Source organism: Anaerobacillus alkalilacustris (assembly GCF_001866005.1).
Lineage (GTDB): Bacteria > Bacillota > Bacilli > Bacillales > Anaerobacillaceae > Anaerobacillus > Anaerobacillus alkalilacustris.
Genome location: NZ_MLQR01000031.1, coordinates 1 through 24,652 on the forward strand (window position 1 = coordinate 1; position 24,652 = coordinate 24,652).

Annotated in this window: 23 protein-coding genes and 2 other annotated features; of the genes, 5 read left to right on the forward strand and 18 right to left on the reverse strand. The window is 34.5% G+C overall.

The window, feature by feature from the left end; all coding sequences use genetic code 11:
- A partial coding sequence (locus BKP37_RS12985) for a transposase (RefSeq protein ID WP_139193130.1) occupies positions 1-648 on the forward strand: 648 nt, incomplete at its 5' end.
- Between the two features lie 474 nt (positions 649-1,122).
- On the opposite strand, the gene BKP37_RS20545 is transcribed toward BKP37_RS12985, so the two are convergent.
- Positions 1,123-3,195, reverse strand: a complete 2,073-nt coding sequence (locus tag BKP37_RS20545) for a BMQ_0737 family morphogenetic spore coat protein (RefSeq protein ID WP_245712523.1) — start codon at positions 3,193-3,195, stop codon at positions 1,123-1,125.
- 117 nt (positions 3,196-3,312) lie between these two features.
- Here BKP37_RS20545 and BKP37_RS20790 point away from each other — a divergent pair, with 117 nt between their 5' ends.
- Positions 3,313-3,438, forward strand: coding sequence for a hypothetical protein (locus tag BKP37_RS20790; protein WP_281243063.1), 126 nt, complete (start codon positions 3,313-3,315; stop codon positions 3,436-3,438).
- Positions 3,439-3,551: 113 nt separating this feature from the next.
- The gene (locus BKP37_RS12995) at positions 3,552-3,803 is read left to right on the forward strand and encodes a hypothetical protein (RefSeq protein WP_071310042.1); all 252 of its coding nucleotides are present in this window, start codon (positions 3,552-3,554) and stop codon (positions 3,801-3,803) included.
- A 260-nt stretch (positions 3,804-4,063) separates the two neighbouring features.
- On the opposite strand, the gene BKP37_RS13000 is transcribed toward BKP37_RS12995, so the two are convergent.
- Positions 4,064-5,140, reverse strand: a complete 1,077-nt coding sequence (locus tag BKP37_RS13000) for a M42 family metallopeptidase (RefSeq protein WP_071310043.1) — start codon at positions 5,138-5,140, stop codon at positions 4,064-4,066.
- 67 nt (positions 5,141-5,207) lie between these two features.
- A complete protein-coding gene (locus BKP37_RS13005) occupies positions 5,208-5,699 on the reverse strand; it encodes a dUTP diphosphatase (protein ID WP_071310044.1) in 492 nt (163 codons plus the stop codon).
- Positions 5,700-5,817: 118 nt separating this feature from the next.
- Between BKP37_RS13005 and BKP37_RS13010 the strand changes: the two genes are divergently transcribed.
- Positions 5,818-6,201, forward strand: a complete 384-nt coding sequence (locus BKP37_RS13010; protein ID WP_071310045.1) for a sigma-w pathway protein ysdB — start codon at positions 5,818-5,820, stop codon at positions 6,199-6,201.
- A gap of 89 nt (positions 6,202-6,290) precedes the next feature.
- Here BKP37_RS13010 and BKP37_RS13015 read toward each other — a convergent pair whose 3' ends face one another.
- From BKP37_RS13015 to BKP37_RS13040, 6 genes are all read right to left on the reverse strand, one after another.
- Complete coding sequence (locus BKP37_RS13015) at positions 6,291-6,872, reverse strand: TVP38/TMEM64 family protein (protein ID WP_071310046.1); 582 nt, start codon at positions 6,870-6,872, stop codon at positions 6,291-6,293.
- A gap of 36 nt (positions 6,873-6,908) precedes the next feature.
- Complete coding sequence (locus BKP37_RS13020; RefSeq protein WP_245712524.1) at positions 6,909-7,175, reverse strand: DUF1294 domain-containing protein; 267 nt, start codon at positions 7,173-7,175, stop codon at positions 6,909-6,911.
- Positions 7,176-7,272: 97 nt separating this feature from the next.
- A complete protein-coding gene (gene rplT / locus BKP37_RS13025) occupies positions 7,273-7,629 on the reverse strand; it encodes a 50S ribosomal protein L20 (RefSeq protein WP_071310047.1) in 357 nt (118 codons plus the stop codon).
- Between the two features lie 43 nt (positions 7,630-7,672).
- Positions 7,673-7,873, reverse strand: a complete 201-nt coding sequence (gene rpmI, locus BKP37_RS13030; RefSeq protein ID WP_071310048.1) for a 50S ribosomal protein L35 — start codon at positions 7,871-7,873, stop codon at positions 7,673-7,675.
- 65 nt (positions 7,874-7,938) lie between these two features.
- Positions 7,939-8,442 carry a translation initiation factor IF-3 gene (infC, locus tag BKP37_RS13035; RefSeq protein WP_071310049.1) on the reverse strand — a complete coding sequence of 168 codons (504 nt, stop codon included), beginning with the start codon at positions 8,440-8,442 and terminating at the stop codon, positions 7,939-7,941.
- Positions 8,443-8,690: 248 nt separating this feature from the next.
- Positions 8,691-8,813: a sequence feature (ribosomal protein L20 leader region), on the reverse strand.
- A gap of 354 nt (positions 8,814-9,167) precedes the next feature.
- Positions 9,168-11,327: a sensor domain-containing protein gene (locus tag BKP37_RS13040; protein ID WP_169823142.1), complete on the reverse strand. Its 2,160-nt coding sequence runs from the start codon at positions 11,325-11,327 to the stop codon at positions 9,168-9,170.
- A 322-nt stretch (positions 11,328-11,649) separates the two neighbouring features.
- Here BKP37_RS13040 and BKP37_RS13045 point away from each other — a divergent pair, with 322 nt between their 5' ends.
- Positions 11,650-12,075 (forward strand): hypothetical protein, encoded by a 426-nt coding sequence (locus BKP37_RS13045; protein ID WP_071310050.1) that lies wholly within the window; start codon positions 11,650-11,652, stop codon positions 12,073-12,075.
- Between the two features lie 149 nt (positions 12,076-12,224).
- Here the strand turns inward: BKP37_RS13045 and nrfD are convergent, their stop codons facing one another.
- From nrfD to mqnC, 9 genes are all read right to left on the reverse strand, one after another.
- Positions 12,225-13,403: an NrfD/PsrC family molybdoenzyme membrane anchor subunit gene (gene nrfD / locus BKP37_RS13050; RefSeq protein WP_071310051.1), complete on the reverse strand. Its 1,179-nt coding sequence runs from the start codon at positions 13,401-13,403 to the stop codon at positions 12,225-12,227.
- 14 nt (positions 13,404-13,417) lie between these two features.
- Complete coding sequence (locus BKP37_RS13055; RefSeq protein ID WP_084034699.1) at positions 13,418-14,095, reverse strand: 4Fe-4S dicluster domain-containing protein; 678 nt, start codon at positions 14,093-14,095, stop codon at positions 13,418-13,420.
- Positions 14,096-14,195: 100 nt separating this feature from the next.
- The gene (locus BKP37_RS13060) at positions 14,196-15,713 is read right to left on the reverse strand and encodes a multiheme c-type cytochrome (protein WP_071310052.1); all 1,518 of its coding nucleotides are present in this window, start codon (positions 15,711-15,713) and stop codon (positions 14,196-14,198) included.
- Positions 15,714-15,978: 265 nt separating this feature from the next.
- Positions 15,979-16,632 (reverse strand): response regulator, encoded by a 654-nt coding sequence (locus BKP37_RS13065; protein ID WP_245712525.1) that lies wholly within the window; start codon positions 16,630-16,632, stop codon positions 15,979-15,981.
- Positions 16,604-18,490 carry a HAMP domain-containing sensor histidine kinase gene (locus BKP37_RS13070; RefSeq protein WP_071310054.1) on the reverse strand — a complete coding sequence of 629 codons (1,887 nt, stop codon included), beginning with the start codon at positions 18,488-18,490 and terminating at the stop codon, positions 16,604-16,606. Before BKP37_RS13070 ends, BKP37_RS13065 begins: the two co-directional genes overlap by 29 nt.
- Positions 18,487-19,422, reverse strand: a complete 936-nt coding sequence (locus BKP37_RS13075; protein WP_071310055.1) for a substrate-binding domain-containing protein — start codon at positions 19,420-19,422, stop codon at positions 18,487-18,489. Before BKP37_RS13075 ends, BKP37_RS13070 begins: the two co-directional genes overlap by 4 nt.
- Before the next feature lie 177 nt (positions 19,423-19,599).
- Entirely contained in the window at positions 19,600-21,522 is a 1,923-nt protein-coding gene (thrS, locus tag BKP37_RS13080; protein WP_071310056.1) for a threonine--tRNA ligase, read from the reverse strand.
- A 67-nt stretch (positions 21,523-21,589) separates the two neighbouring features.
- Positions 21,590-21,952, reverse strand: a binding site (T-box leader).
- 83 nt (positions 21,953-22,035) lie between these two features.
- Positions 22,036-22,890: a putative sporulation protein YtxC gene (gene ytxC / locus BKP37_RS13085; RefSeq protein WP_071310057.1), complete on the reverse strand. Its 855-nt coding sequence runs from the start codon at positions 22,888-22,890 to the stop codon at positions 22,036-22,038.
- Positions 22,891-23,412: 522 nt separating this feature from the next.
- A complete protein-coding gene (gene mqnC, locus BKP37_RS13095) occupies positions 23,413-24,522 on the reverse strand; it encodes a cyclic dehypoxanthinyl futalosine synthase (protein WP_071310059.1) in 1,110 nt (369 codons plus the stop codon).
- Between the last annotated feature and the right edge of the window lie 130 nt (positions 24,523-24,652).

Consider the following 24,652-nt stretch of genomic DNA (forward strand, 5'->3'; position numbering starts at 1 on the left):
GGTATGGTGAAAGCAAATAATAACAGCTTCCGTCACAATGACAAGCGCTATCTTCTAAAGGATCTTTATAAGCTAGCAACGCCTGCTTCATCAAAGAAAAATAAGGACATCTTGCGAGTGATTCAAACGGAGATGAACCATAAGACGATGGGAACCGTCATTCCAGTTAAGATCGTCTTTATTAGGCATCGCCATTATAAGCAAGAGTGGTTAGCGATTTTGAGTACAGACCTAACTTTAAGTGCGGAAGATATCATTCGAATTTACCGCCGTCGCTGGCAAATCGAAACCTTTTTTAAAGCTGCAAAGTCACTATTAAAGCTTGAAAGCGAGTTCCAAGGAAGATCCTATGACTTGCTTATTAGCCATACAACGATTGTATTTACTAGGTATATTCTAATCGCTTGGCAGCAACGTTGTAGTAACGATCAACGTACATTTGGTGGTCTCTTTTATGATTTAACAGACGAATTACAAGATATAGACTGGGCGACAGCACTTTGTGAACTTCTTCTCATTCTTGAAGAAGTATCAAAGGAGTCAAATAAAGCAGTACAAAACTTAATAAAAAATCAAATAGTACAGTGGGTGAGTCACTTGCCCAACTATATCAAGGCTTTAGTGCCAATTTCTTGGTGCGAAACTTGAGGTAGAAGTTGAAAAAGTAGTATTATACATGTTAGACATTGATTTCCGAGGTAACATCTACAAATAAATACAAGGATAAAAGGTTAGGGAGTATTCTTAACCTTTTTTAATTTACAGTTATTACCGAGTGGGTAGATTAGCTTATTGAAGTAACGGAGGCTTTATCGAAAGTACTGCACATCTCGTTGTTGATCCAAGATATAATGCCTTCTATTTGTTGAAGTTACTTAACTCCCTTTAGTTGAATAACGAGACAGCCACTTCCTTTTTGGAGGTGGCTGTTTTTTATACCTGGCGCATATAATAGACCGTAATCAATTTGGATCACTTACATGCGCTTAAAAGCACACAGTTTACTCGTTCTTTTTTTTGTCCTTGTTTGTCAGGATCAACACGCTTATCGGCATCCTTCATGATTAGATGACCACCACATATAGAGACAAACTTATTCTGTTAGCAACAGTGCCACAAATGTTAAGGTTGTTGGTTGCAATCCCCAACAAAAGTTAATGGGTTCAAAGTTGCCGTAAAGGTAGTGGTAAATGTGTTACCAAATAAATCACTAGCATTGATTTGCCATGTCCCAGTATCCCCTGGCAAGAGTGTCAATATAATCTCTACATCAAATATCCCGCTGAATAAATTTCCACTGGCCATTGCGGTTCCATGTACTCTAGCTGTATTGGCCGTACAATCAATGTGAATTCTTCTTCCTTGAATAAAATTAATTGTTGTACCCCCAGATCCAAATGTAATATTAAAGTTATCAACGGCAGGATTACACATAGGTGCTGTGATAAAACATTGGACTGCAGTCACATTAATCGTTCCTGCTAAAGTTGAAGGAACACCTTGTTGGGTAATATTAACAGTCGTTGGGGCACTATTGCCTTGAATACCTATTCGGAACTTACAAGGACATTCATCTGGACCAGGACATTCTACATTCGTGCCTACATGGGTCGAGACGGTTTGACCATTAACTGTGGTAGTAGCCGTAATAAGAACCGATGTAAAAGGAGTATTCTCTGGTACTGTCACTGTAGTTGAGAAAGTTCCATTCGCAAGGGATACTACAGGATTAGGACTGAATGTTACTATATTTGGAAAGCTGCTAAACGAGATATCAGCTCCACTAACAGGATCACCACCGCAGAAAATGGAACCAGTGATTGTAGCTTCACAACTAATGTTGGCTGGAACTTCGAGTGTTAAGACACAAGCATCTTCAGAACAAACCACTTGGGCATCAATGGAGGTGAAAATGTTCTGTCCTTCAACTATTGTTGAAGCAGTAATTGTAATGGTTTGTAAAGGAGTTCCAGGTTCAACAGTAACACCTACGAAGAAGTTTCCATCAGTACCAGTTGTAATTTGATCATGAGCAAAAGTGACATCTTCAGAATCTGAAGTTACCTCAATTACAGCACCTTCAATTGGTCTTCCACCGCACATAACTCTTCCCTCAACAAATCCGTCACAGTCAATTACATCTGTAGTGAATAATTCAATTACACAAGGACCATGGCACTCCACAATCGTATCAAGTGAGGTAGTAATAGGTAGACCACTAACAAAAGTATTAGCTGTAATTGTAACTGGTGTTGGAGGGGTCCCAGGAGGAACAGTGACGATTGTATCAAAATTTCCATTAGCATCCGTTACTGTAGGATCAGGAGAGAATGTAACAATGTTTGGTTCTGCACTAAACGACACTTGGGCGCCCTGAACAGGTATATTTCCGCAAAGAACTTTACCTTGAAGATCTCCTTCACATATATAGGCTGCATGTACAAAAAGATGCGCATCGCAAGGTGGGATATCACAATCAAGCACTAAATCATTTATATTGAAATTTAACTGAAATGTGCTTGGGCGGACAATCCAGTCATATACCTTTTTTACAGATACACAGGCTAATTCCTTTTGAAAAGTATGATTTGTAGAAACGAACGTATCACTTGTTAATTTAATAGAGTTAACTTTGCCTTGGGTTCCTGCAGAGGTATTAGAAGAAGGAAATACCGCTGGACATTGATTCGGTAGAGGCATTGGACAACTGTTGATTTTAATCTCTTGACGCGGAGTACACAATTTCGCTGGAATACTAATTACGGTGTCTGCAACTATTTCTACATCTTGGCAAATAGTGAAGAATAGGTCCACTGAAGTAACAAGTCCATTTTGACAGTTTAGCAGTGCAATACAATCAAATTCAGTTATATTACATTCAAGTTCTGTACCTTCTGGCGCACATAGTATAAAAGATTCAATAAAACTAAATGGAAGAGGTTGGCTGCGGCAGGTGGTTCCAGGTCCAGTGATTTCAATGATAATAAATCCACTTTTTTGAACGAATACTTTTTGTAAAGTTATGAGCTTACCGTTTGGTAACGTCGTATTGATATTTTTCCTGCCGTTTTTTTGAGGTATTTCTTTACAGCTGATAGAACCTGGTGATAATGGGTCTATAGGAATTCCTTCTTGATTTGTAAGAATGCAATTTACTTTTAAAATATCACATAGATTAATAGGCAGATTTAACATAACGCCTCCTTTATAAACTGATTAATATAGTAAAGCGTAAAATATTTTATTCTAAACCAAAATACTATGATTGGACAAAAATCTAACTTCTGATGGTTTGGAAGTATTATTAAAGAAATGTTTAATAACGAATATAAGGGATTTGAATTAATCGAAGAATCCAACAATATGCCTATCATTTCACTTCAAAATGATGAAGAAATTTGGGACATTGTTACTTATAAAAATTTAATGATCTTCTAGTTGTTATTAGTATGAAAGGTAACCAAGATTTTTTAGAAGGTGATCAAATTGGTGAAACAGAGTATTTTTCAATATATAAGAAAATAATTGAAATGACGTCTGCTAAGTAAAAGGTGATTAAAACAGATAATGAACATCTGCTCAAAATCATCTTAGAACGTTTTGATAAAGTAGATCTTCAGTTTGATGAAGTATTATCAAGGCTTGGTCAAACAGAAAAAAGTCAGCAGAAAGATGTTAAAGACACCCTTTATTTAATCTCTAAAAAGGTTGACGGTATTAAGTATGACGTTGATTATTCAAGTGAAAAAACAGGGAAACACGATACGAAAATTAATAGCCTCGAAAAGAGAATTCAGTCCTAATATAAGTACTGATTTTTTTAGCCAAGAAATTATCTTTTAACTTGTGAAAAGTTTCACTTAAAGTAAGGAGGCTTTAGGCTAACAAGAAAAGAAAATATGAGTAAAAACGCACAGATACAGTATCTGTGCGTTTTTGTATGCTAATTGTATTGTTAATTCGTTTGGAATTGGAATGTTAAATGTAATGTATTTAACCTATAAATTAACGTTTTCCCTCCCAAAACTGAACCCGTTAGAATTAAATCAGCCTCCTTTAATTTTTATTCAAATGTTATTTTTGCAACTGTATCTTTATCAAGTTTTTTAATAACTTCAACAATTAATTTCACAGCATTTTCAAAATCATCTCGATGAAGAATCGCTGCATGTGTATGAATGTATCGTGTAGCAATAGTAATAGATAGAGCCGGAACCCCAGTCGCTGTCAAGTGAATAGCGCCAGAATCTGTTCCACCACCAGCAACAGAATCAAATTGATATGGAATTCCAGCTTCATCAGCTGTATCAGTTACAAAATCACGAAGTCCTTTATGAGAAATCATTGAAGCATCATAAATGATAATTTGAGGGCCTTTCCCCATTTTTGCCAATGCTTCTTTTTCTGTTACACCAGGAGTATCTCCTGCAATTCCTACATCAACACCAAAACCTATGTCTGGTTGGATAAAGTGAGCCGATGTTCGAGCCCCTCTAAGTCCTACTTCTTCTTGTACTGTCCCTACACCGTAAACTGTATTAGGATGATCAACATCCTTTAATTGGCGAAGTACTTCAATCGCAATTGCGCAACCAATTCGATTGTCCCACGCTTTTGCCATAAGCATTTTTTCATTTTTTAAGACCGTAAATTCACAAACAGGTACTATTGAGTCACCGGGAAGAACACCAAATTCCATTGCCTCTTCTTTACTTGACGCACCTATATCAATAAACATATCCTTAATCTCAACAGGTTTTTTTCTTGCCTCGGGTGGAAGAATATGCGGTGGTTTAGAGCCGATAACACCTGGCACATTACCTTTGCGTGTCATAACAGTAACACGTTGTGCTAACATAACTTGCCCCCACCAGCCACCTACTGTTTGAAAGCGTAAAAATCCTTTATCATCGATGCTTTTAACCATAAAGCCAATTTCATCTAAATGCCCTGCCACCATTATTTTTGGACCTTCAACAGCACCTGTTTTTTTTGCTATTAGACTTCCTAGGTGATCTTGAGTCACTTCATCAGCATAAGGTTCAATAAATTTTCTCATAACCTCTCGTGGCTCGCGTTCATCCCCTGGAATTCCGTTTGCATCTGTCAGTGCCTTTAACATCTTTAACGTATCATCCATATGTAAATGCCTCCTTAAAATATAATATCTCCCATTTAATTATACCGATACTCGAAATAATACTCAATTAATAGCCATCGTTCTGTCGTTGATGATTCACTTCATTTTTCCCTCTATATGCTGTTTCTATATCACTATCTGTAAAACCTAATAATTTTCCTAAAACTAAATATCGCTGAAATAATACAATAAAATCACTTTCATCTTTCGTTTTTTCAAACTGACTACTAAGAGAATATAGAGTTGCAAACTGGTTTGTTAAAGTTGAATTAATTTTGGGCGTATCAACATTAAGTTTTTTTATTGATATTGAGATATCTATTCCTATCGATAATAAAAAATGAAATCCATCTACATACTCCTCTAAAATAACTTCTTGTGAACTTGGTTGTTTTAAACTCCAATACTTGAAACAACGTGTTTCATTTGCTAATTCACCAAGTTCTACTTGAAAAGCTAATACTTTTTCAGCAATTAAGTTCTTACCAAGAACATTGTGTTCTTCTCTAATTCGGTTGTCTAATTCTTTCTGCAACTGGAACATTTTTATTAAATCCAATATATTCACGTCCTTTTGTTATTTTTTGAAACCTTTTCTTTTTTTAAACGTATGTAAATGAGATGATATCTGATTATGCGCATATACTATTAAATGATTTTAACTAGGAGTGATGTCGATGGCTGTTTTTTTATTTCGATTTTTGGTATTAATAGCCGTTTTTATTTTAGCATATTGTGCTATCAAATATTTTATAAATCCTAAACGAAAGTTAGAGTTAGCCCATAATAAAAAATTGTTTTATTTACTAGACGAAAAATCAAATGTCAGAAAAAATTTTCTTTTGACTTACCGTGGTGTTTTATTTGAGGGAGAAAAATATTTAGGGACAACTGAAAATGCCTTTGAGGTTGTCACTATACAAGTTTGGGCAAAGAATAACAATAACCTACAAGGTTTAAATAAGGAAGATTTTCATTTTATCGAGAAAGAAATTAGCATCATATATCCCAACTCGAAAGTAATTTGGAAGAGCCCAATAAAAGAATTACTTTTACGCTAACAAAAAGCGCATGCAACCGCAAAGACAAAAGTTTAAGTAAACAAGCTGAAAAAACAACCATCCAATTATATTATTGGACGGTTGTTTTTTCAGCTTGTTTTAAAAAATTTCTTCCATTCAACGTTTGTCTGTTTGTCTAAATTCTTTTTACGAAAACCAAAAAAGATAGCTGTTAAAAAGACTAAAAGAGCGATTGAATAAAAAAGCGGAAGATCCACAATCATTTGCCCAAAACTAGTAAAAATAATTGATGGTAGAACGATACCTAGAAACGAATATTTCGTATATTCTTTAAAACTATTTGTTTGCTCCATAACATAGAGCGATAATAGGTGAAAATGTACAAAAGGAACCATCCTTAACACCATGATTTGATTCATCGTCATTGGACCATTTTTCATCATTTTTTTATTTAACTTCGCAAATTTGGATAACAGATTCGGAAACTTCATTGTGATAAAATAAAAAATGATACACATAAGTGTTAATCCTATCATTGAAAAGATCGACCCGTAAATGACACCAAATAAATACCCACCAACCATACAAACAAAGATAACAGGTAATAACAAAAGTGGACGGATAAGATGAAATAAAACAAATAATAATGGCGCTAAAAATCCACTCTGCTCAATATAGATGGGGATAGCTTCTGATAGATGTTCAATCATCGTCTTCCTCCTCTCTATTAAAAATATGAATTCCGATTACAAATAATGATAACTCATTAGGACAATTTGTATAATCATTATAACCGGCATCCCTATTCTAAAAGAATTGTGCTTTGTTTTATGACGAAAAGTTCTCATACCTAGCATGATACCGACACTACCTCCGATTATCGCTAGTAAGAAAAATTTTCTCTCAGAAATTCTCCACTGACCTTTTATTGCTTTTTGTTTATCTACAAACATATAGATAAATGATACAATATTGATAAAAAAAGCATATGCGACGATGGTTGTACTTGTCACAACTTTTCCCTACTTTCTTAACATTAGGCCTAAACTCAACTACATAATGTGTTAAAAAGCCACCCTCGTTCATGAGAGTGGCTTTTTAATTTTAATATTAGTTTAAGCTAGATTTTGCTTTTGCTGCTAATTCAGCAAATGCATTCTCATCGTTAACCGCTAAATCAGCAAGCATTTTACGGTTTACTTCAATACCTGCTACTTTTAAACCATGCATTAAACGGCTATATGAAAGACCATTCATACGTGCAGCAGCGTTAATACGAGTAATCCAAAGCTTACGGAAGTCACGCTTCTTTTGGCGACGATCACGGTAAGCATAAAGTAATGATTTCATTACTTGGACTTGCGCAGTTTTAAACAATCTATGTTTTGAACCATGATAACCTTTAGCTAACTTTAATACTTTCTTACGACGACGACGAGCGACATAACCGCCTTTTACTCTTGGCATCGTGTTTCCCTCCTCAAATCTTCAACAATGTTGAAAATAATAATTATTTTTTGTACGTTAACATTTCACGGATACGTTTGAAATCTCCACTATGAACCATTGCAGCTTTACGAAGCTTACGTTTTGCTTTTGTTGACTTGTTAGCGAATAAGTGACTTGTGTATGCATGCGCACGCTTAAGCTTGCCAGAACCTGTTTTCTTAAAACGCTTTGCTGCACCCTTATGAGTTTTCATTTTAGGCATAAGTAAATCCTCCCTTATTGATTACTACTATTAAAAGATTCTTATGTTCTTGATAGTTTTATCAACTATTTTTCAGCTTTTGGAGCTAAAATTAAGAACATGCTTCGGCCTTCCATTTTTGGCGCCGACTCCACCGTTGAAATGTCTTCACATTCTTTGGCAAGACGCATTAACACATCTCTTCCGATTTGAGAATGAGTAATCGCACGTCCGCGAAAACGGATCGCAGCTTTTACTTTATCTCCTTTCTCAAGGAACTTGCGGGCATTACGAAGCTTCGTATTAAAATCATTTAACTCAATCGTCGGGCTCAGGCGAACCTCTTTCGTTGTGATAATTTTTTGATTTTTACGAGCTTCCTTGTCTTTCTTTTGTTGCTCATACCTAAACTTACCGTAGTCCATAATTCGGCATACCGGCGGTTTAGCATTTGGTGCAACCATAACTAAGTCAAGGTTTGCATTTTGAGCCATTTCAAGAGCTTCTTGTCTTGATTTCACACCAATTTGATCTCCGTTAGCCCCAATGAGACGAACTTCTCGGGCACGGATGCCCTCATTGACCATCATGTCTTTACTAATAACTAGCCACCTCCATGGTTTTTAGAAAAACATTGCTTATTAAAGCAACTGTAACCTTAGTTTACTATGTATATCGTTTTACTTTTTTCAAAACGATATACCAAGGATCCATGCATAAATTGAATGCCCTACTTACTTGATTATTCAATGTACTAGAACAACTTAATCATTCGCAAACTCTAAGTATGCGTCTTATACTTCCTATACTCTAATCTTTTAACAAAGTTAAAAGTTGGAGCATAAAAAAGGTGTGAGCACATATTGCGCCCACACCTATACTGTTCATTACTTAAACATTTTAGTAACCTACAAACTTCATTAGTCAGTCAGGTGAGAAGCGGGCGCTTCTTCTTGCATTGGTTCCAATATTTAATTTACTAAGTTACTATACCAAGAAGCAAGTTATTTGTCAACATTCTACGTATACTAATTATTTTCACTTCACAACAATTAAGAAATTCGAAAATCGACTTATTTATCTTAACAAGAATCTATGAAACATTTCAAGTGTTTTTTTCCTAAAAATGAATATTAATTGTTCTATTAATATTCTCCGTATTTAAATATCCTTATTGAATGAGTGTTCTAATTAAGCAAACAGACCCAAAATAATATCTTAACGGCGAGAAAAATGAATGAATAAATTCATTTTTCTCTATTAAATAAATTCAATTCGTAGAGTTTATATGGGTGATCCTGACTGTTATGATAAATCATTCATTTTTTAAAAGGGAAATTATTTCTTCAGAAGAAACTGGTCGACTAAAGTAGTAGCCTTGCATTTCATTACATTGTTCTTCTTGTAAATAACACAGTGCTTCTTTATTTTCTACCCCTTCAGCGATCACTCGTAAACCTAAATTATGTGCCAAATTTATTATTGAAGATACAATTGCTCGATCACCCTTATTGTCAGGTAAATGATAAACAAAAGTTTGATCAATCTTTAAAGTAGTTATCGGAAATGTTTGCAAATAACTTAACGAAGAATATCCTGTACCAAAATCGTCGATAGCAATTTGAATTCCTAATTCTTTTAATTGGGTTAATGTCTCAACCGTTGCTTTAGTATTTTCTAATAAACTATTCTCTGTTATTTCTAGCTCTAATAAACTCGGGTTGACCCTAGTTTTTTCCAACAATTTTGATAAATCGTTTATAAAACTAGGATGTTGGAATTGTTTATTCGAAATATTAACACCCACTCTTATATTATCAAAACCAAGCTGTTGCCACTTTTTAATTTCAGTAACCGCTTCTTTTAACACCCATTCTCCTAAGGGGATAATTAAACCAGTTTCTTCAGCAACTTGTATAAATTCTAAAGGTGGGATATAGCCTTTTTCTGGATGAAGCCAGCGAATAAGTGCCTCTACACCAACAATTTTATTCGTTTTTAAGTCAACCTGTGGTTGATAGTGCAGCATTAACTGCTTGTTTGTTGTTAATGCTTTCCTTAATTCATTTTCTATTTGTAATTTTTTGACTAACTTCTTATTCATCTCATCGGTGTAGAACATATACGTATTTTTACCCTTTTCTTTAGCATTGTACAATGCAATATCTGCGTTTTTCACTAGGTCTTCAGAGGTATCCCCAGATGATGGGTAAGCGCTGATACCTATACTTATTGTTAGGTGTATATCAGCTTGTTTATATAAAAATGGACTTTCAAATTTTTTTAATAAGTATTGGCATGCTTTAACTACATCATCTTCTTTAAAGTCATAAATGACTAATAAAAACTCATCGCCACCGAGATGATAAAGCATATAATCACCAATATAATTGGTTAACTCTACTTTTTTTAAACGATGTGCTGCCAAAATTAATACATAATCCCCTACCTGGTAACCTAACGAATCATTTATATGTTTGAAATGATCTAAATCAATATACATTACTCCAACATTTTTATTAGTTTCCCTAGCCGTTTGTATATGTTGAGTTAAATTAAGATCCAACATTCTTCTGTTCGGTAAATTAGTGAGTGTGTCATGATAAGCCATATGTTGAACCGTTAATTCAGAATTTTTTAATTCTGTAATATCATTTACCGATCCAACTATTTCTTGTATTTCATTCTCTCGATAAAATGGCGAAAGTGTTATATACAAATGCTTATTATTATTTTTTAATTCAAACTTACTTTTCTTCCCTGTAAAAGTTTTTTCTACATAGTATAAAAATTTATCTAAAATTACTTGCGGTAAAACTTTCGAAATAGAAGAATGAATAACATTATTTTTGTATAGTCCTAGTTCTTCTGCTAGTTTTCCAGCAATTAAAGTAAAAACGTAATCTTTATTTATTTTTTTTAACCTAAATACAAAGTTATCTAAATTTCCCACCACTTGAAAGAAATCATTTTTTAGTAATCTTCGTACTTGTTCTTCATAAAGCTTTCCTTCTGTTATATCAGTTCTAATTGATACGAATTTATATGGAACTCCATTCTCACGAAAATAAGGAAAAATGGAAGTTTTCACCCAATAGAAGGTTCCATCCTTTGCCCGATTTTTCACTTCACCATGCCAAACATTCCCACTAGTAATTGTTTTCCACATATCCGCATAAAAATCATCTGCGTGATGGTTAGATTTTAATATCCTGTGATTTTTCCCAATTAATTCTTCTCTCGAATATTTAGAAATTTTGCAAAATGTATCATTAACACTTAAAATTGTACCGTTTTTATCTGTTGTTGCAACAATGGTTGATTGATCGTGGGCATAGCTAAGATCAGATAACTCACCTAATATTTCTTCTACCATTGGACTATTTATATTTAATTTTGTTAGCTCGCGCTTAAGTTCATAGACAAGATTTGTCGATGTACTACGTTTAAATGTATCAATCAAATCCTTACTCAAAAAAATTCCCCCTTGAGAAGAAAACCTCTCAACATAAAATATAGAGTATTTCGCTTTTATCGGCATAGTAAGTCTACCACTCATTTATCAATGTCGAAAAGTGTAATTATTTATCATATTAATTAGTGTACCTAATAATTTCATTAATCCAGCGATAACATGCTATATCTAGTTAAAAACGCACCAATTCAACTAGATATAGTAACATAGTCACGTAAATCTGTATAATAAAATTCATAAAATATTAAAGCAATTTTTGGATAAAACTATGAGTTGAGCTTTTACTTGCACAAAAATTTTTACTAATTATGAAGGTGATAAAGTGAAAAAATACTTATTATTAACTATTCTTTTTACTACACTATTTAGTCATTCAGCATCTGCTATCTCGCCAGAATTTCTAGAAGAAAAGTATCTACCTAAATTTGAGGATATTGAAAGAAGAGCGATATTACAATTGAATTCATTAATTGATGAAGCCTATGTAGAGTATCATAATAAGAAAGAAAAAGGAGAAATAACGCTACCACTATTGTTCAACTATATAGAGCGAGGCAAAAAGTTAGAGGATGATGTGGAAATTGAATTTCAATCACTGCTTACACAAGTGAAAGCAGAAATAAAAGCCAATGATTTACCAGAAGAATTAACTTACCCTTATGAGAAATACTATATCAAATCCAAACGAAATAACAAACTAAAAATTTTGAAAAATATTACATTAGAAGGTCATAAAATTACTTTTTAGAAAAAGCTACTTAAAATACCCATATCAACTAGCATCAGCCAAGCTTCAAAATATCATATATCTTCACCTACTAAAAAGTGAATTCAAAGCCTTGGTTTTACGAGCTTTGAATTCACCTTTTATCGTATAAATATATTTTTAATATTAAATCAATGAGCTTTGTGATATTTATTTACTAACTTTATTCCTAAGAAATACCCTATAAATATCATACTAAGAGCACCGATCACCATACTATACTCAACGAATGTTGGTGTGTAGCTTAACAACGTAACGGGAGCGTTTACTTCTGGTTTTAGCGATACGATTTGCCCTGCCGTTATGAGATTATGACGTGCAAATGCCATTCCAACTAATACCATTACACCGGCAGCCATTAAACTCCGAGGATCTTTTACTGTTAGTACAATCAACAATGGTAGTAGAAGACCAAATCCAAGTTCAAACACCCAAAAACTTATACTTAAACTACCTGTTAGCAAATACATTGTAGCTTCGTATCTTTCAGGAGATTGCCCAATCAAACCACTGAGTATATTCCAAATAGTTAAAATAAGAACAACGATTATAAACAATACTAATAATTTACTTAAATACGGAACGAGCTGTTCTCTAGTTCTCTCACTTGTGAAATAAAACAATATGAGTAATGCGGCTGCCCCAGTTAATAATGCCGTAAATATAAACAATATAGGTAAATAAGGTGAAGTCCAGAAAGCTCTCCCTGGCATCGTACCGAAAACTGCGCCTAAATTACTAGTTGCAGCTAATCCAGTAGTAATTGCTAGTACTGCGAATACTTTTACTATCTTTTCTTTATTTCTCATATGAAAAAAAACTTCAGCGATTAAAAACACTAAGTAAATTCCATATAAGTAACCCATCCAAATAAACGCTGATTGGAAATTCGGTGATAATACGGCATAAATTGCCAAGTTAAGAGGATACTTAAGCTCTAGTGCAAGAACAAGAAAGGCTGTAGACAAAAATGTAATAGCCAAAATGATCGGCTTTATTCCCATATCTTCAAATTCTTTTGTGTTTGTAAACTTTGTGTCTCCAAAAACAAGACGGAGGATCCATACTCGGTGTCCTAATGTTGATAAGAGACATAACCCTGTACATCCAACAGCAAAGTATACATACGCAGAGATTAATAATCCCCATAATACTTCCTCGGTTGTACCCCATGCATGATGACCTTTAGCGAGCGTTACTATCGCACCATAAATAAATAAAGCAAGTAAAACACCCGTAATCACTAGTAAAGGAGTACTACTTTTAGGACTTTTAGGTAGTTCTGACTTTTGTTGAACAATTTCAGTCATCTTTCGTTCCTCCTTTACTTATGTCTCACATAATAAATTTTCGGTTTCGTTCCAAGTTCAGGCTTTAATGGCTCAAGTCGACGTTCAATAATATTTTTACTAATCTGACTATTTACGTCATTTAAATCTCCAAAAATACGTGCCTCTCGAGGACATGCTGTTACGCACGCCGGATCCTTACCAGCCTGTACGAACCCATCACAGAAATTACATTTTTCAGGAGTTCCGAACTTTTCACTCCAAATTCTTGCGTTATAAGGACAAGCAGTGATACACCCTTTACAGCCAATGCACTTCTTAGCATTCATAACCATGATACCCTGATCATTTAAATATGTTGCTCCAGTCGGACAGATTCTAGCACATGGGGCATTCTCACAATGATTGCATTGTGTAGTAATATTCTCTACAATGATATTAGGATACGTTCCTCGTTCGTATTCCTTATAGAGTTTAATAAAATACTCACCTTCTGGCAGCTCATGTCTAGTAGCACAAGCTTCCTGACATAGACCACAGCCAATACATTTCGTATTGTCAATGATCATACCAAATTTAACTTTTACGGTATTTCCATTAGATGCTGTTACTAAACTAGTAAGTGATAATAACCCACTTGAAAGTATTGCTGCCCCAGAACATAAGGTTGCAGTCTTCTTTAAAAAAGCGCGACGTGAAACCTTTGTTTTCATCGTTTCCCCTCCTTTTTATTTTTCTTATAACAACAAAACTTTTATTTTAATAGGGTACTAAATATGATTAGTACCCTATTGTGTTAATCAATATATAAAGCTACTGATTCCAAGGTTCAGCCCCAACAGATACTCTTTGACCTTTCTCTCTATATAGATCTTTTTCCCATGGCCAAATTGGTAGCCAATCCTCTTTTAGTGAAGCATCACCATCAAGCTTTAGTGCCCAAATATATTGATCTGGGGACAACCCAAAACTTCTGCCTTCCTCGTCAATATTAAAGATGTGCTGTTTGTTTGGCACACGGCCACCTTCATTTTTCCAGTTTCCGAATCCGTAACTATCCCAACCAGTTCTACCATCTAGAGCTTTCATCATTTCTTCAGACTCTAGTCCATGACATGTGAGACAATTAGCTATAGGTGTATCACCAAAAGTTCGTAAGTTATCTGGGTTATTTCCTACATTATGAGCATCATGACAATCAAAACAAGTCATAGATCCGTGGATCGTTTCTCCACCTTTAATATGATCTTGCAGGCGAATGTCCATGTCTTGTTGGTGGTCACGGCGACCTTTACCATCAATAGAAACTTGACGATTACCCTCACCCCATGCTGGCCGCGTATATTGAATAATATTCAAATAGTCATTAAAATCATGAACACCTAACTGGAATCCACGGAAATCATTTGAACCATTTCCATACATAAGATTTGTTTGGTTTCGTGTATGACATTGTTCACAGACAAGTTTACGCGTATCAACATCACCATCCATTGTTACTGGGTTAATGATTGTACCTTCACGTAACGGATAATATACGTGCTCTAAGCCTGGGCCGTGACAGGATTCGCAACTTACACGTGTATCTACAGTAAAAGTTTCTCTTAAATCCTCGCGTTCTCCGTTAATATATTCCTCTTTTGCTTCTTCCCAAGCATCTGGATCGAATCCAGTAGTATGACAAGCGATACACTGTTCTTGCCATGAACGCCATGTTCCGTAAGTTTTAATTTCTTGTTTCGGAGTTAATTCTAGAAATAAGAAATTATATCCAGCCCGTTCTTTATTACCTTCAAAATGAACCTTTTCGGACTTATCCAAATTCCAACTAATTCCACCATCTTCAGTAGTTGCTAAGTAAGCTTCTTGCGGTGATCCATCGTAATAAACCATATATCGTTGCTTTCTAACACTACCTACTACATAATCAACTTCAGCTAATTCATATTTCTTTGTGCTTAAATAAATGGTATTGCTGTCTTTTTGGTCAAGAATTAAATATGAATCCATTTGTTCCCACTGATCAAAAACCCAATCCCAAACATACTCGTAAGACCCAAGATTTGGCCCTTCCGTCGTTTTAGCTGTGTGCCAAGAAGTTTCCCATTTTTCGTATTTTTCTTCATGGCAATCCATGCATCTTTCAGGTCCAACAAACTTATCATAATAAGAACCATAGGTTATAAGGTCTACTACTTCTTCGCTTGGCTCTGTAGGAAATGTCGGTTGTACCGGTTGACCACCAACAGATGTATTGGTTTGACAGCCTGTAGCAATTGCTACCAAAAATAATAAAACAATTGATATAACCAATAACCGTAATTTCTTCATTCCTTCCCCTCCCTTTAATGAATTAAATGATTGAAAATTATTGACCTACTGTTTTTCTTAGTAAGTCCTTGTTCATATTTTCACATATTATTACATAATCTGTTATCAGTGAAAGCCACCTTTTTACTTAGTCTAATCCCTGAATGATTTTAACAAAACCTCTACTTATACCCTACAACAATCGGGGTTTTCCCCTACAGACATTTCAAAGCGATAACTCTTAATAAATAAAAAAGATTAAAAGTCAGGAGAAGTCCCCTGACTTTTAATCATGAATAGAAATTAGACCTTGCGCTACTGCATAGCGGACCAGTTCTGATCGTTTCTTTAAATTTAATTTTTCCGATATCCTGGCTTTATGTGTTTCAACAGTTTTGACACTAACATATAATTGATCAGCTATTTCTTGATACGTAAATCCTAAAGCAACGTACTTTAATACTTGTTTTTCTCTCTTACTTAAAGGAGATTTCTTTGAATGATCTTCATTCTGCTCCCCAAAAAAACCCTTTAATAGAAAGCTTGATAAAGTAGGATAAATGTAAGTTTCTCCTTGAAGTACAGTTCTTACAGCAGAAATCAATTCTGTATCAACTGCTTTTTTCAGTACATAGCCAGAAGCACCGGCCTTTAAAGCTTTCTTAAAATAATCCTCTTCAGAATACATGGTTAACATTAATATTTTCACTTTTGGGTGTGATAATTTAATTTGTTTTGTTGCTTCTATTCCACCAATTCCAGGCATCGAAATATCCATCAGTATCAAATCTGGGTTCCAAACGAAGACCTTTTCTACAGCTTCTTCACCACTTGAAACAGTACCTATTATCTCCCACTCGTTTATCTTTGACAGTAATAGCTCTATCCCAGATAATAAAACCCCATGATCATCAACTAGCATTATTTTCGGCTTCGCCACCCGTTTCATCTCCAATCATGATATCTTTCATGTATACTGTAGTGCCTATACCAGTGTTCGATTCAATCACTAGTTTCCCACCTATTGACTCTATTCTTTCCTGCATTCCTTTGAGTCCTAAATGATTCTTTGTTAATTTACCATTTAAGGTTTTATTTACGTCAAATCCTTCTCCATCATCTTCAATGATAACTGAAACTACTCCATTTACATGCTTTAAAATAATACTAATATTATCAGAATTTGCATGTCGGGCTGCATTTGTTAACGCTTCTTGAATAACACGATATATCGTAACTTCATATATAGAAGAAAGTCGCACTTGTTTAAATCCAATTACTTGAATGTCAACATCAATTGTGAATTTTTTCATATATTCAATGACGTACTTTTTAATCGCTGGCATTAATCCTAAGTCATCAAGAACACTCGGCCTTAATGACCATGAAAGATAATGAACTTCATCGAGTGTTCGTTGGGAAACCTCTTTAAGGTCAATAATCTCTTGTTGCATCGAAGATGGTATATCATACTCCTCCAAAAGAGTTAATCCAACTATAATAGAAGTTATCGATTGACTCGTTTCATCATGTAATTCACGAGCAATCCGTTTTCTTTCCTCCTCTTGAGCAGTAAGTACTCGATCCAAAAGCTTCAATCGCAGTTCTTCTTTATATTTTATTTCCTTCCAAAGTTCAGCATTTTCAGCAATGACAGTAAGCTGCCTAGCAAAAGAGGTCAAAAATTTTACTGTTGTATCATCTGGATCATTTTCAAAACAGCCTAAAATCTGACCAATTTTTTTCCCCTTTGTTTTAAAAGGAATGAAGAAATGCTTAGAATCTAAGACTAGTTTTTCTTCAAAACTAGTACAATTTGTACACCATTTACTACCTTTATACGTAGAAAGACTTTCCCCGCCAAGTAAGATTTCAATGAAACAACTATTTAATCCAAGCTCCTCAATTAAACGTTCTGCTGTACTCTCTAGAAGTTTTTCAAAATGGGCAATATCCGTCGATCCAACAGCAAGTTGGTGTAGTAAGGAAAGTTCATTATTTCTCATTTTTAATACTTTTGTAAAACGATTATTTTCTTCATTTTTATCATTTAAACGTTCGATCATTGTATTAATTTCTTTAGCAAGCATCCCTATTTCATCTTTACATTCTATATCTACTTTACAATCCAAATTTCCTTTTCCTACTTGTTGTGTTGTATGCATTAGTTGTGTTAAATCACGATACATATATTTCGTTAATATGAATGCAATAACAAATCCAAGCCCTCCAATAATAATGGTAGCCATAACAAGCAAAAATGTAATTTCGTCAATGGTGTTGTAAATTTGTTTTTCATTTAATCCTACTCTTACAAACCCAGCATCGCCAGAAAAAATAGGAGCAATCACATCGTGAATTTTTCCCGTTTCTGATTCAAATACAACTAACTGCGTATTTGTAATATCACCATTTGTATCTATCATATTTACATTTAAGAGTTCGTCAGACACTTCAAAATTAGAACCAAAAGTATGGATGATCATCTCAAAATTTTGATCGACAATAAAGATATATTCGATGTCTGGATTATTGCTCATTGTATCTTGTAATAAAGTATGAAAACTATAAATATCTCTTAAAATTATATGATCAATACTTCTGGAACTAACATCACTAGCTATAGAAATAGCTCGGCGATCAAGGTCTTCGCTAAGTTTCACAACCAAAATTTCCCTAAGTATGATTGTACTTGTCAATCCCATTAATATAACTAACCCAATCGTAATACCAAGAATTTTTGTTTTTACACTTTTATTTTTTAAACTAGTAATAATAAATTGTACTGTTTTCTTCATTTTAAGTTCTCAATTTCTTCGAGGATTTGAGTAATCGGCTCATATAATTCTTTTTCAGGTAAATCAAAATAATCATAGCTTAATTTATTTAAAGCAACTTTCCCTTTTTCATTTAGGTGCATGTTTAGTACAACATCTGTTAACTGTTTTATTAATTCATTATCGATATTGGGATTAACCACGATTGGTGATTGGCCAACATGTTCACCTTCGCCAATAATGATTAGATTATCAACGATTGGGTTATTTCCCCTCTTTAACTTTTCAAATATTGAACTATGTGTTGCTCCTGCATCTACCAAACCATTTGCTACTGCAATTATGGTATTATCATGACTATAAGTGAAATAAGTGTTTGAAAAGTAAGTATTAAAATCATTCGCACCTTTCATAATGTCGTATTTTGTTACAAGGTATCCGGAATATGACAGGGGGTCGGAAAAAGCAAAGCTTTTATTGTAAAGGTCCTCTAGAGAGTTTATTTCACTATTTTTTTGAGTAATGATATAGGAAGTAAACTTTTTTTCACCATTTATTACTGGCATGGCAATCTTTTCTAAAATCTCATCCCGACTACCAATAACAGCTAAATAAGAACAGACAATACCTGCATCAATTTCATTTCTTTCAAAAAGTTCTTTCATCTCTGAGTACGTTTGCTTTTGTATGATTTCAATAGGTCGACCTAATTGTTCCTCTAAGTATTTCTTGAATTTATAATATAAGCGATGTGTTTCTCTGATAGACATAATAGATACTATACCAAACCTTATTGGCTCTTCTTCGAGACTACCTGCACTTACGGACCTATCTGAAATTGGTGTATTTGTTAATTCAACAAACGTTTTGCTTTCATTCAGTGAGCAAGCAGTCATTAAAATGACGATAATAATTTTAGTAAGCGAGAAAAATACTACTCTCAGAGTATTCATTATTTCCCTCCTCGTTTAATTGTACAGCTTTATACTTTCTGCCTTGTAAAAAACAGCAAATTAATTAACGCACTAATTTTAGTATAGTAAAAAATAGTTATTAGTGGCGGTAGTAAATTCAACAGTTTAATGAAAAGAAAGGTGCCCTAAAATAATATTTAGGGCACCTTAGTTTCTTTAAATCAAGTTATTTTTTCTTGTAGCAATTTCTTCTTTAATATTAAACACAAACGTTTCAAGTCCGACTGCTTCTGATTTTTGTTCACCATATTTACGAACATTAACTGCATTCTCTTCAATTTCTTTGTCACCTAATACCAGAATGTAAGGTGTTTTCTTCATTTGTGCTTCGCGCATTTTATATCCCATTTTTTCGTTCCGTGTATCAATATGAACACGAACTCCAGCATCTTGAAGCTTTGCTTTCACTTCTTTTGCATAATCAAGATGAACGTCGTTTACTGGGATAATTTCCACTTGAACTGGGGCTAGCCATGTTGGGAAAGCACCAGCAAAGTGCTCTACTAATATTCCAAAGAAACGGTCGATCGAGCCGTAAATGGCACGGTGAATAACAACTGGATGAACCTTTTGATTATTTTCGTCAACATAAGTTAAATCGAACTTCTCAGGCATTTGGAAGTCAACTTGAATTGTAGCGCATTGGTGACTACGCTTTAGAGCATCTTTAATATGGAAGTCAATCTTTGGTCCGTAAAACGCTCCATCTCCCTCATTTAATTGGTATGGTAATTGAAGATCTTCTAATACATTACGAAGAGCATTTTCCGCTTGCTCCCATAATTTATCGTCACCCATTGAATTTTCAGGTCGAGTTGATAATTCAACAGAATATTCAAAACCAAACGTTTTGTAAATTTTATCAACTAACTCAAATACTTCTTTAATTTCTGACTCGATTTGCTGTGGTGTAACGAAAATATGTGCATCATCTTGACAGAATGTACGAACACGAATCATACCATTTAATGCTCCACTTAATTCATGACGGTGCACTTGTCCGAATTCTGCCATACGGATCGGTAGGTCACGATATGAATGAAGTTCATTTTTAAAAATAAGCATATGCCCTGGACAGTTCATTGGTTTCATAGCGAACTTTGTATTATCTACTTCTGAGAAGTACATATTTTCATGGTAGTGTTCCCAGTGACCCGATTGCTCCCAAAGGCGTTGATTCATCATAAAGGGTGTACGTACTTCATCATATCCAGCTTTTCTTTGTAATTCACGAGAAAAATCTTCTAATTCAGTTCGAACAATTTGTCCTTTAGGTAAATAAAACGGCATGCCAGGTGATTCCTCTGAAAACATGAACAACTCTAATTCTTTTCCTAATTTACGATGATCGCGTTTTTGAGCTTCTTCAATGAAATGTAAGTATTCATCAAGTTCTGCTTGTTTAGGAAACGCCGTTCCATAAATTCTTTGTAGCATTTGGTTGTCACTATTCCCACGCCAGTATGCCCCTGCAATACTCATTAATTTAAATGCTTTAATTTTTCCAGTTGAAGGTAAATGCGGACCGCGACAAAGATCAAAAAATTCACCTTGTTCGTAAATAGAAATTTCTTCTCCTTCAGGAAGTTCACGAATTAACTCTAACTTTAAATGATCATTAATTTCTTCGTAAATACTTAAAGCTTCTTCACGCGTAACAACTTTTCGCTCAATTTTCAAGTTTTCATTAACAATTTTTTTCATCTCTTTTTCAATAGCTGGTAAATCCTCTGGTTTTAAAACATGCTCCATATCAATATCATAATAGAAACCATTTTCAATAACTGGCCCGATCCCCAATTTGATATTAGGATATAAACGTTTTAAAGCTTGAGCCATTAAGTGTGCTGTACTGTGACGATATACTTCTAGACCTTCTTTAGAGTCGAGAGTAACAATTTCCACAGCTACATCATCTGTAATTGGTAGTAGTAAATCAGAAACTTTATCATTAATTTTTCCCGCTACTGCCTTTTTCTTTAAACCCGGACTAATAGAAGCTGCGATATCTTCCGTTGTAACTCCTTTATCATACTCCCGTACTGCACCATCAGGGAAAGTTACTTTTATTTGCTCCATTTCGAACACTCCTTTATAAATCTTAAAAGAAATTTTTGGCAAAACAACAAAAAACACTCATCCCAACTAAAGGGACGAGTGCTGACTCGTGGTTCCACCCTCATTCTCGCCAATCATGTTCAAAAATCTGGTAACGACGGACGTCGAATCTCTTTGTCAGCTTACTGGTCTGCTACTCACGCATTTATTATGCGCTTCGTTGCTCATAGTTTCGCTTCCTTGACCTTCTCGTCTCTCGTTTCCCACTTTTTTCAACTTATGAAAAAGCGACTCATGAGAAAATAACGGTTGTAACCGTCAGTAGATACTATTAATTCCCTACTGAAGTTCAGAGGTGGTAAGTGTTATTTCCGTGTTAGGAAGCTCTCAGCTACTACTCCCCTCTCTTTGAACCGTAAAATAATACTCATGTCCTCATCAAAACTGTTGTTGGATATAATTATCATATGTACGTATTATATGAATTTCTAAATAGAAAATCAAGTCCAATTCATTATTCCAACAACTAAAACTTCATTTTATAGATATTTTCCCAAAAAAATCTTTGTTATAAAGTTTCACTCGTTCTTGAAAGATATTTTGAATTGATTGTACAACCCCATTATTAACTTCATCGCAATACAGGTGAATTTCCTTAGGAGCTATACTTACAAGCGGACTAATTACCATCTCTTGAATAGGAATCCCTTTTTCAAAAATTATTTCTCGATCTAAATACTGTTCAAGTTTTTCTTCAGATATCTGTTGAAAAACTTCATCAAAGAAAGTGTAACTTTCATCCAACAGAAGATGTACAGAATATAATTTAGGGGTACGCTTTTTTAAATAATACCTGAAACTTTCAACTAGGTTTTGATACTCTTGTTCTAGTTGATACTCATCAATTGACATTTCAACACAGTCAATGAGCCTATCTAAATAACTCTTTAATCGAAATGTTAAAAACGATTCATAATCAAACTGACAATTCCTCGTTAAGAAGGTCCTAAATGCATCGTAAATTATGTTCTCACAAGAAAATAATTTTGTGACATCAGGAAGCTCTAACCGTTCTCCTGAAAGAATAGATTTAGCCATAGCTAATATTTGTGTTTGTTCCTCAGAGTCTTCAAAGTAAAAAACATTTTTTATTATATCTAACAGCCAAATTTCTTCTTTTGTTTCTATAACATGCTTTTTCAGTGCTTCAATTAATACTGGCTTTATTGTCTCTTGAAAATCAAACGATTCATCTACCTTAATAATCAAGCGATCACTAGCTAATGAAAGTTCGACTACTCCATTTTTGATAAAGGCATGGAGTCCAACCTTAAAATATTTAAATAGCTTGTAACGATCGAGCTTATTTTGTAAATATATCTCTATCAATGAAAGCCCCTCCCACAACAATTAGACGAAAACACTCCACCTAGTGTTCTTTTTTCTTTACATGTATATGGGAGCTTATCCTAAAAAATGATTAAATATTTTCAGAAGATCATTGTTTTCTAGTAAGAAAAGCGCAAGCGCCTTGGTCACGAGCAGCTGCTCCTGTGCCACTCCGTTTGCTCGTCGCAAAGCCACTTCGAAGTAATCCAAGTAGTAGCTTCACTGGGGCTGCCTTTGACAGAAGCCGCTCTTTGGCTTCCGCGTGCTTCTGCGTCTTCTCGCATAGCTTCGTAGCAAGCTTCCTCGAAGCAGTGTTTTGTGCGACGAGTAACCGCAGGAGCAAAGCTGCATGAAGCATCATCAAAGAAGCAATCCAGGAAGTCAGTGAAGTCAGAAACTTGTCTGAAGTGATCGAGCCGATGGCGCCTGGAGCTAGACAGTTTTCAAGTTAGAAACTTATAAATTCTGATACTGTAAAGAAAAAGGAGAAGTAGAAAAATAATCTACTTCTCCCCTCAAAAGTTAGTTTTGCATGACAAAATCTTTATCTGTGTTTTCTTCTTCTTTAAATAATCGAATTATTTCATACTTTGTATTACGTTGAGCTGGCACTTTTCCTGCTTCACGAATTAATCTTAAAATCAAATTAGTATTTACTTTATGAGTTGCACCTGCTGCAGATACTACATTCTCTTCCATCATTGTGCTACCGAAATCGTTACACCCATAGGATAAAGATTTCTTACCAATTTCTGGACCCATTGTAACCCATGATGACTGGAAATTAGAAATGTTATCGAGGAACAATCTTGATATTGCTAAGTTTTTCAAATACTCTTCTGGTGTTATCTTATCAGCTTTAAGGTTTGTATTATCCGGCTGGAACGTCCATGGAATAAAAGCTAAAAAACAGTTTGTCTCGTCTTGTGCATCACGTATACGTTGAAGATGTAACGCACGCTCATGGTATGATTCCCCAAAACCAATAACCATTGTAGCAGTACCATGCATACCAACTGTTTTTACCATCTTCATGCATTCAATCCATTTTTCCCAAGAACCTTTTTTCTTACTAATTTTTCGCCTAGTACGATCATCTAGTATTTCCGCTCCACCGCCCGGAACTGAATCAAGACCTGCCTCTTTAAGTTGTAACAATACTTCTTTTAAACTTAATCCTGAAACTTCAACCATTTTCCAAATTTCTGCTGGAGAAAATGAATGCATCGTAATTGTTGGAAAACGTTCTTTTATACCTTTTAATAAGTTAGTATAGTAGCTAAATGAAAGATCTGGATGCGTTCCACCTTGCATCAAAATCTCAGTTCCATTAACGTCTAGCGTTTCTTGGATTTTATCAAAAATAACATCACCTTCTAATACATAGCCATCTTCATGTCCTGGCGGCCGATAAAAAGCACAAAAACGACAATACGTATCACAGTAATTCGTATAGTTTATATTTCTACCAATAACAAATGTAGTTACTGGATCTGGATGAAACTTTTTCATCACTTCATTAGCAGCCGCTCCGATTTTCTCCCCTTCATTACTTTCATATAGATAAATAGCATCTTCAATTGTTAATCGTTTACCATTAATTGCACGTTCTAGAATATGATCTATAGTCATCAAAAAACCCCCATATCTACGTAGATAAGTCCTAGAAAACTAAGGTTACATAAGTTTAAACCTTCGTAATTTTAACCTATTAACACTATATTAATAATTATATCTTTGAATATCGTAACATATTTTTTAA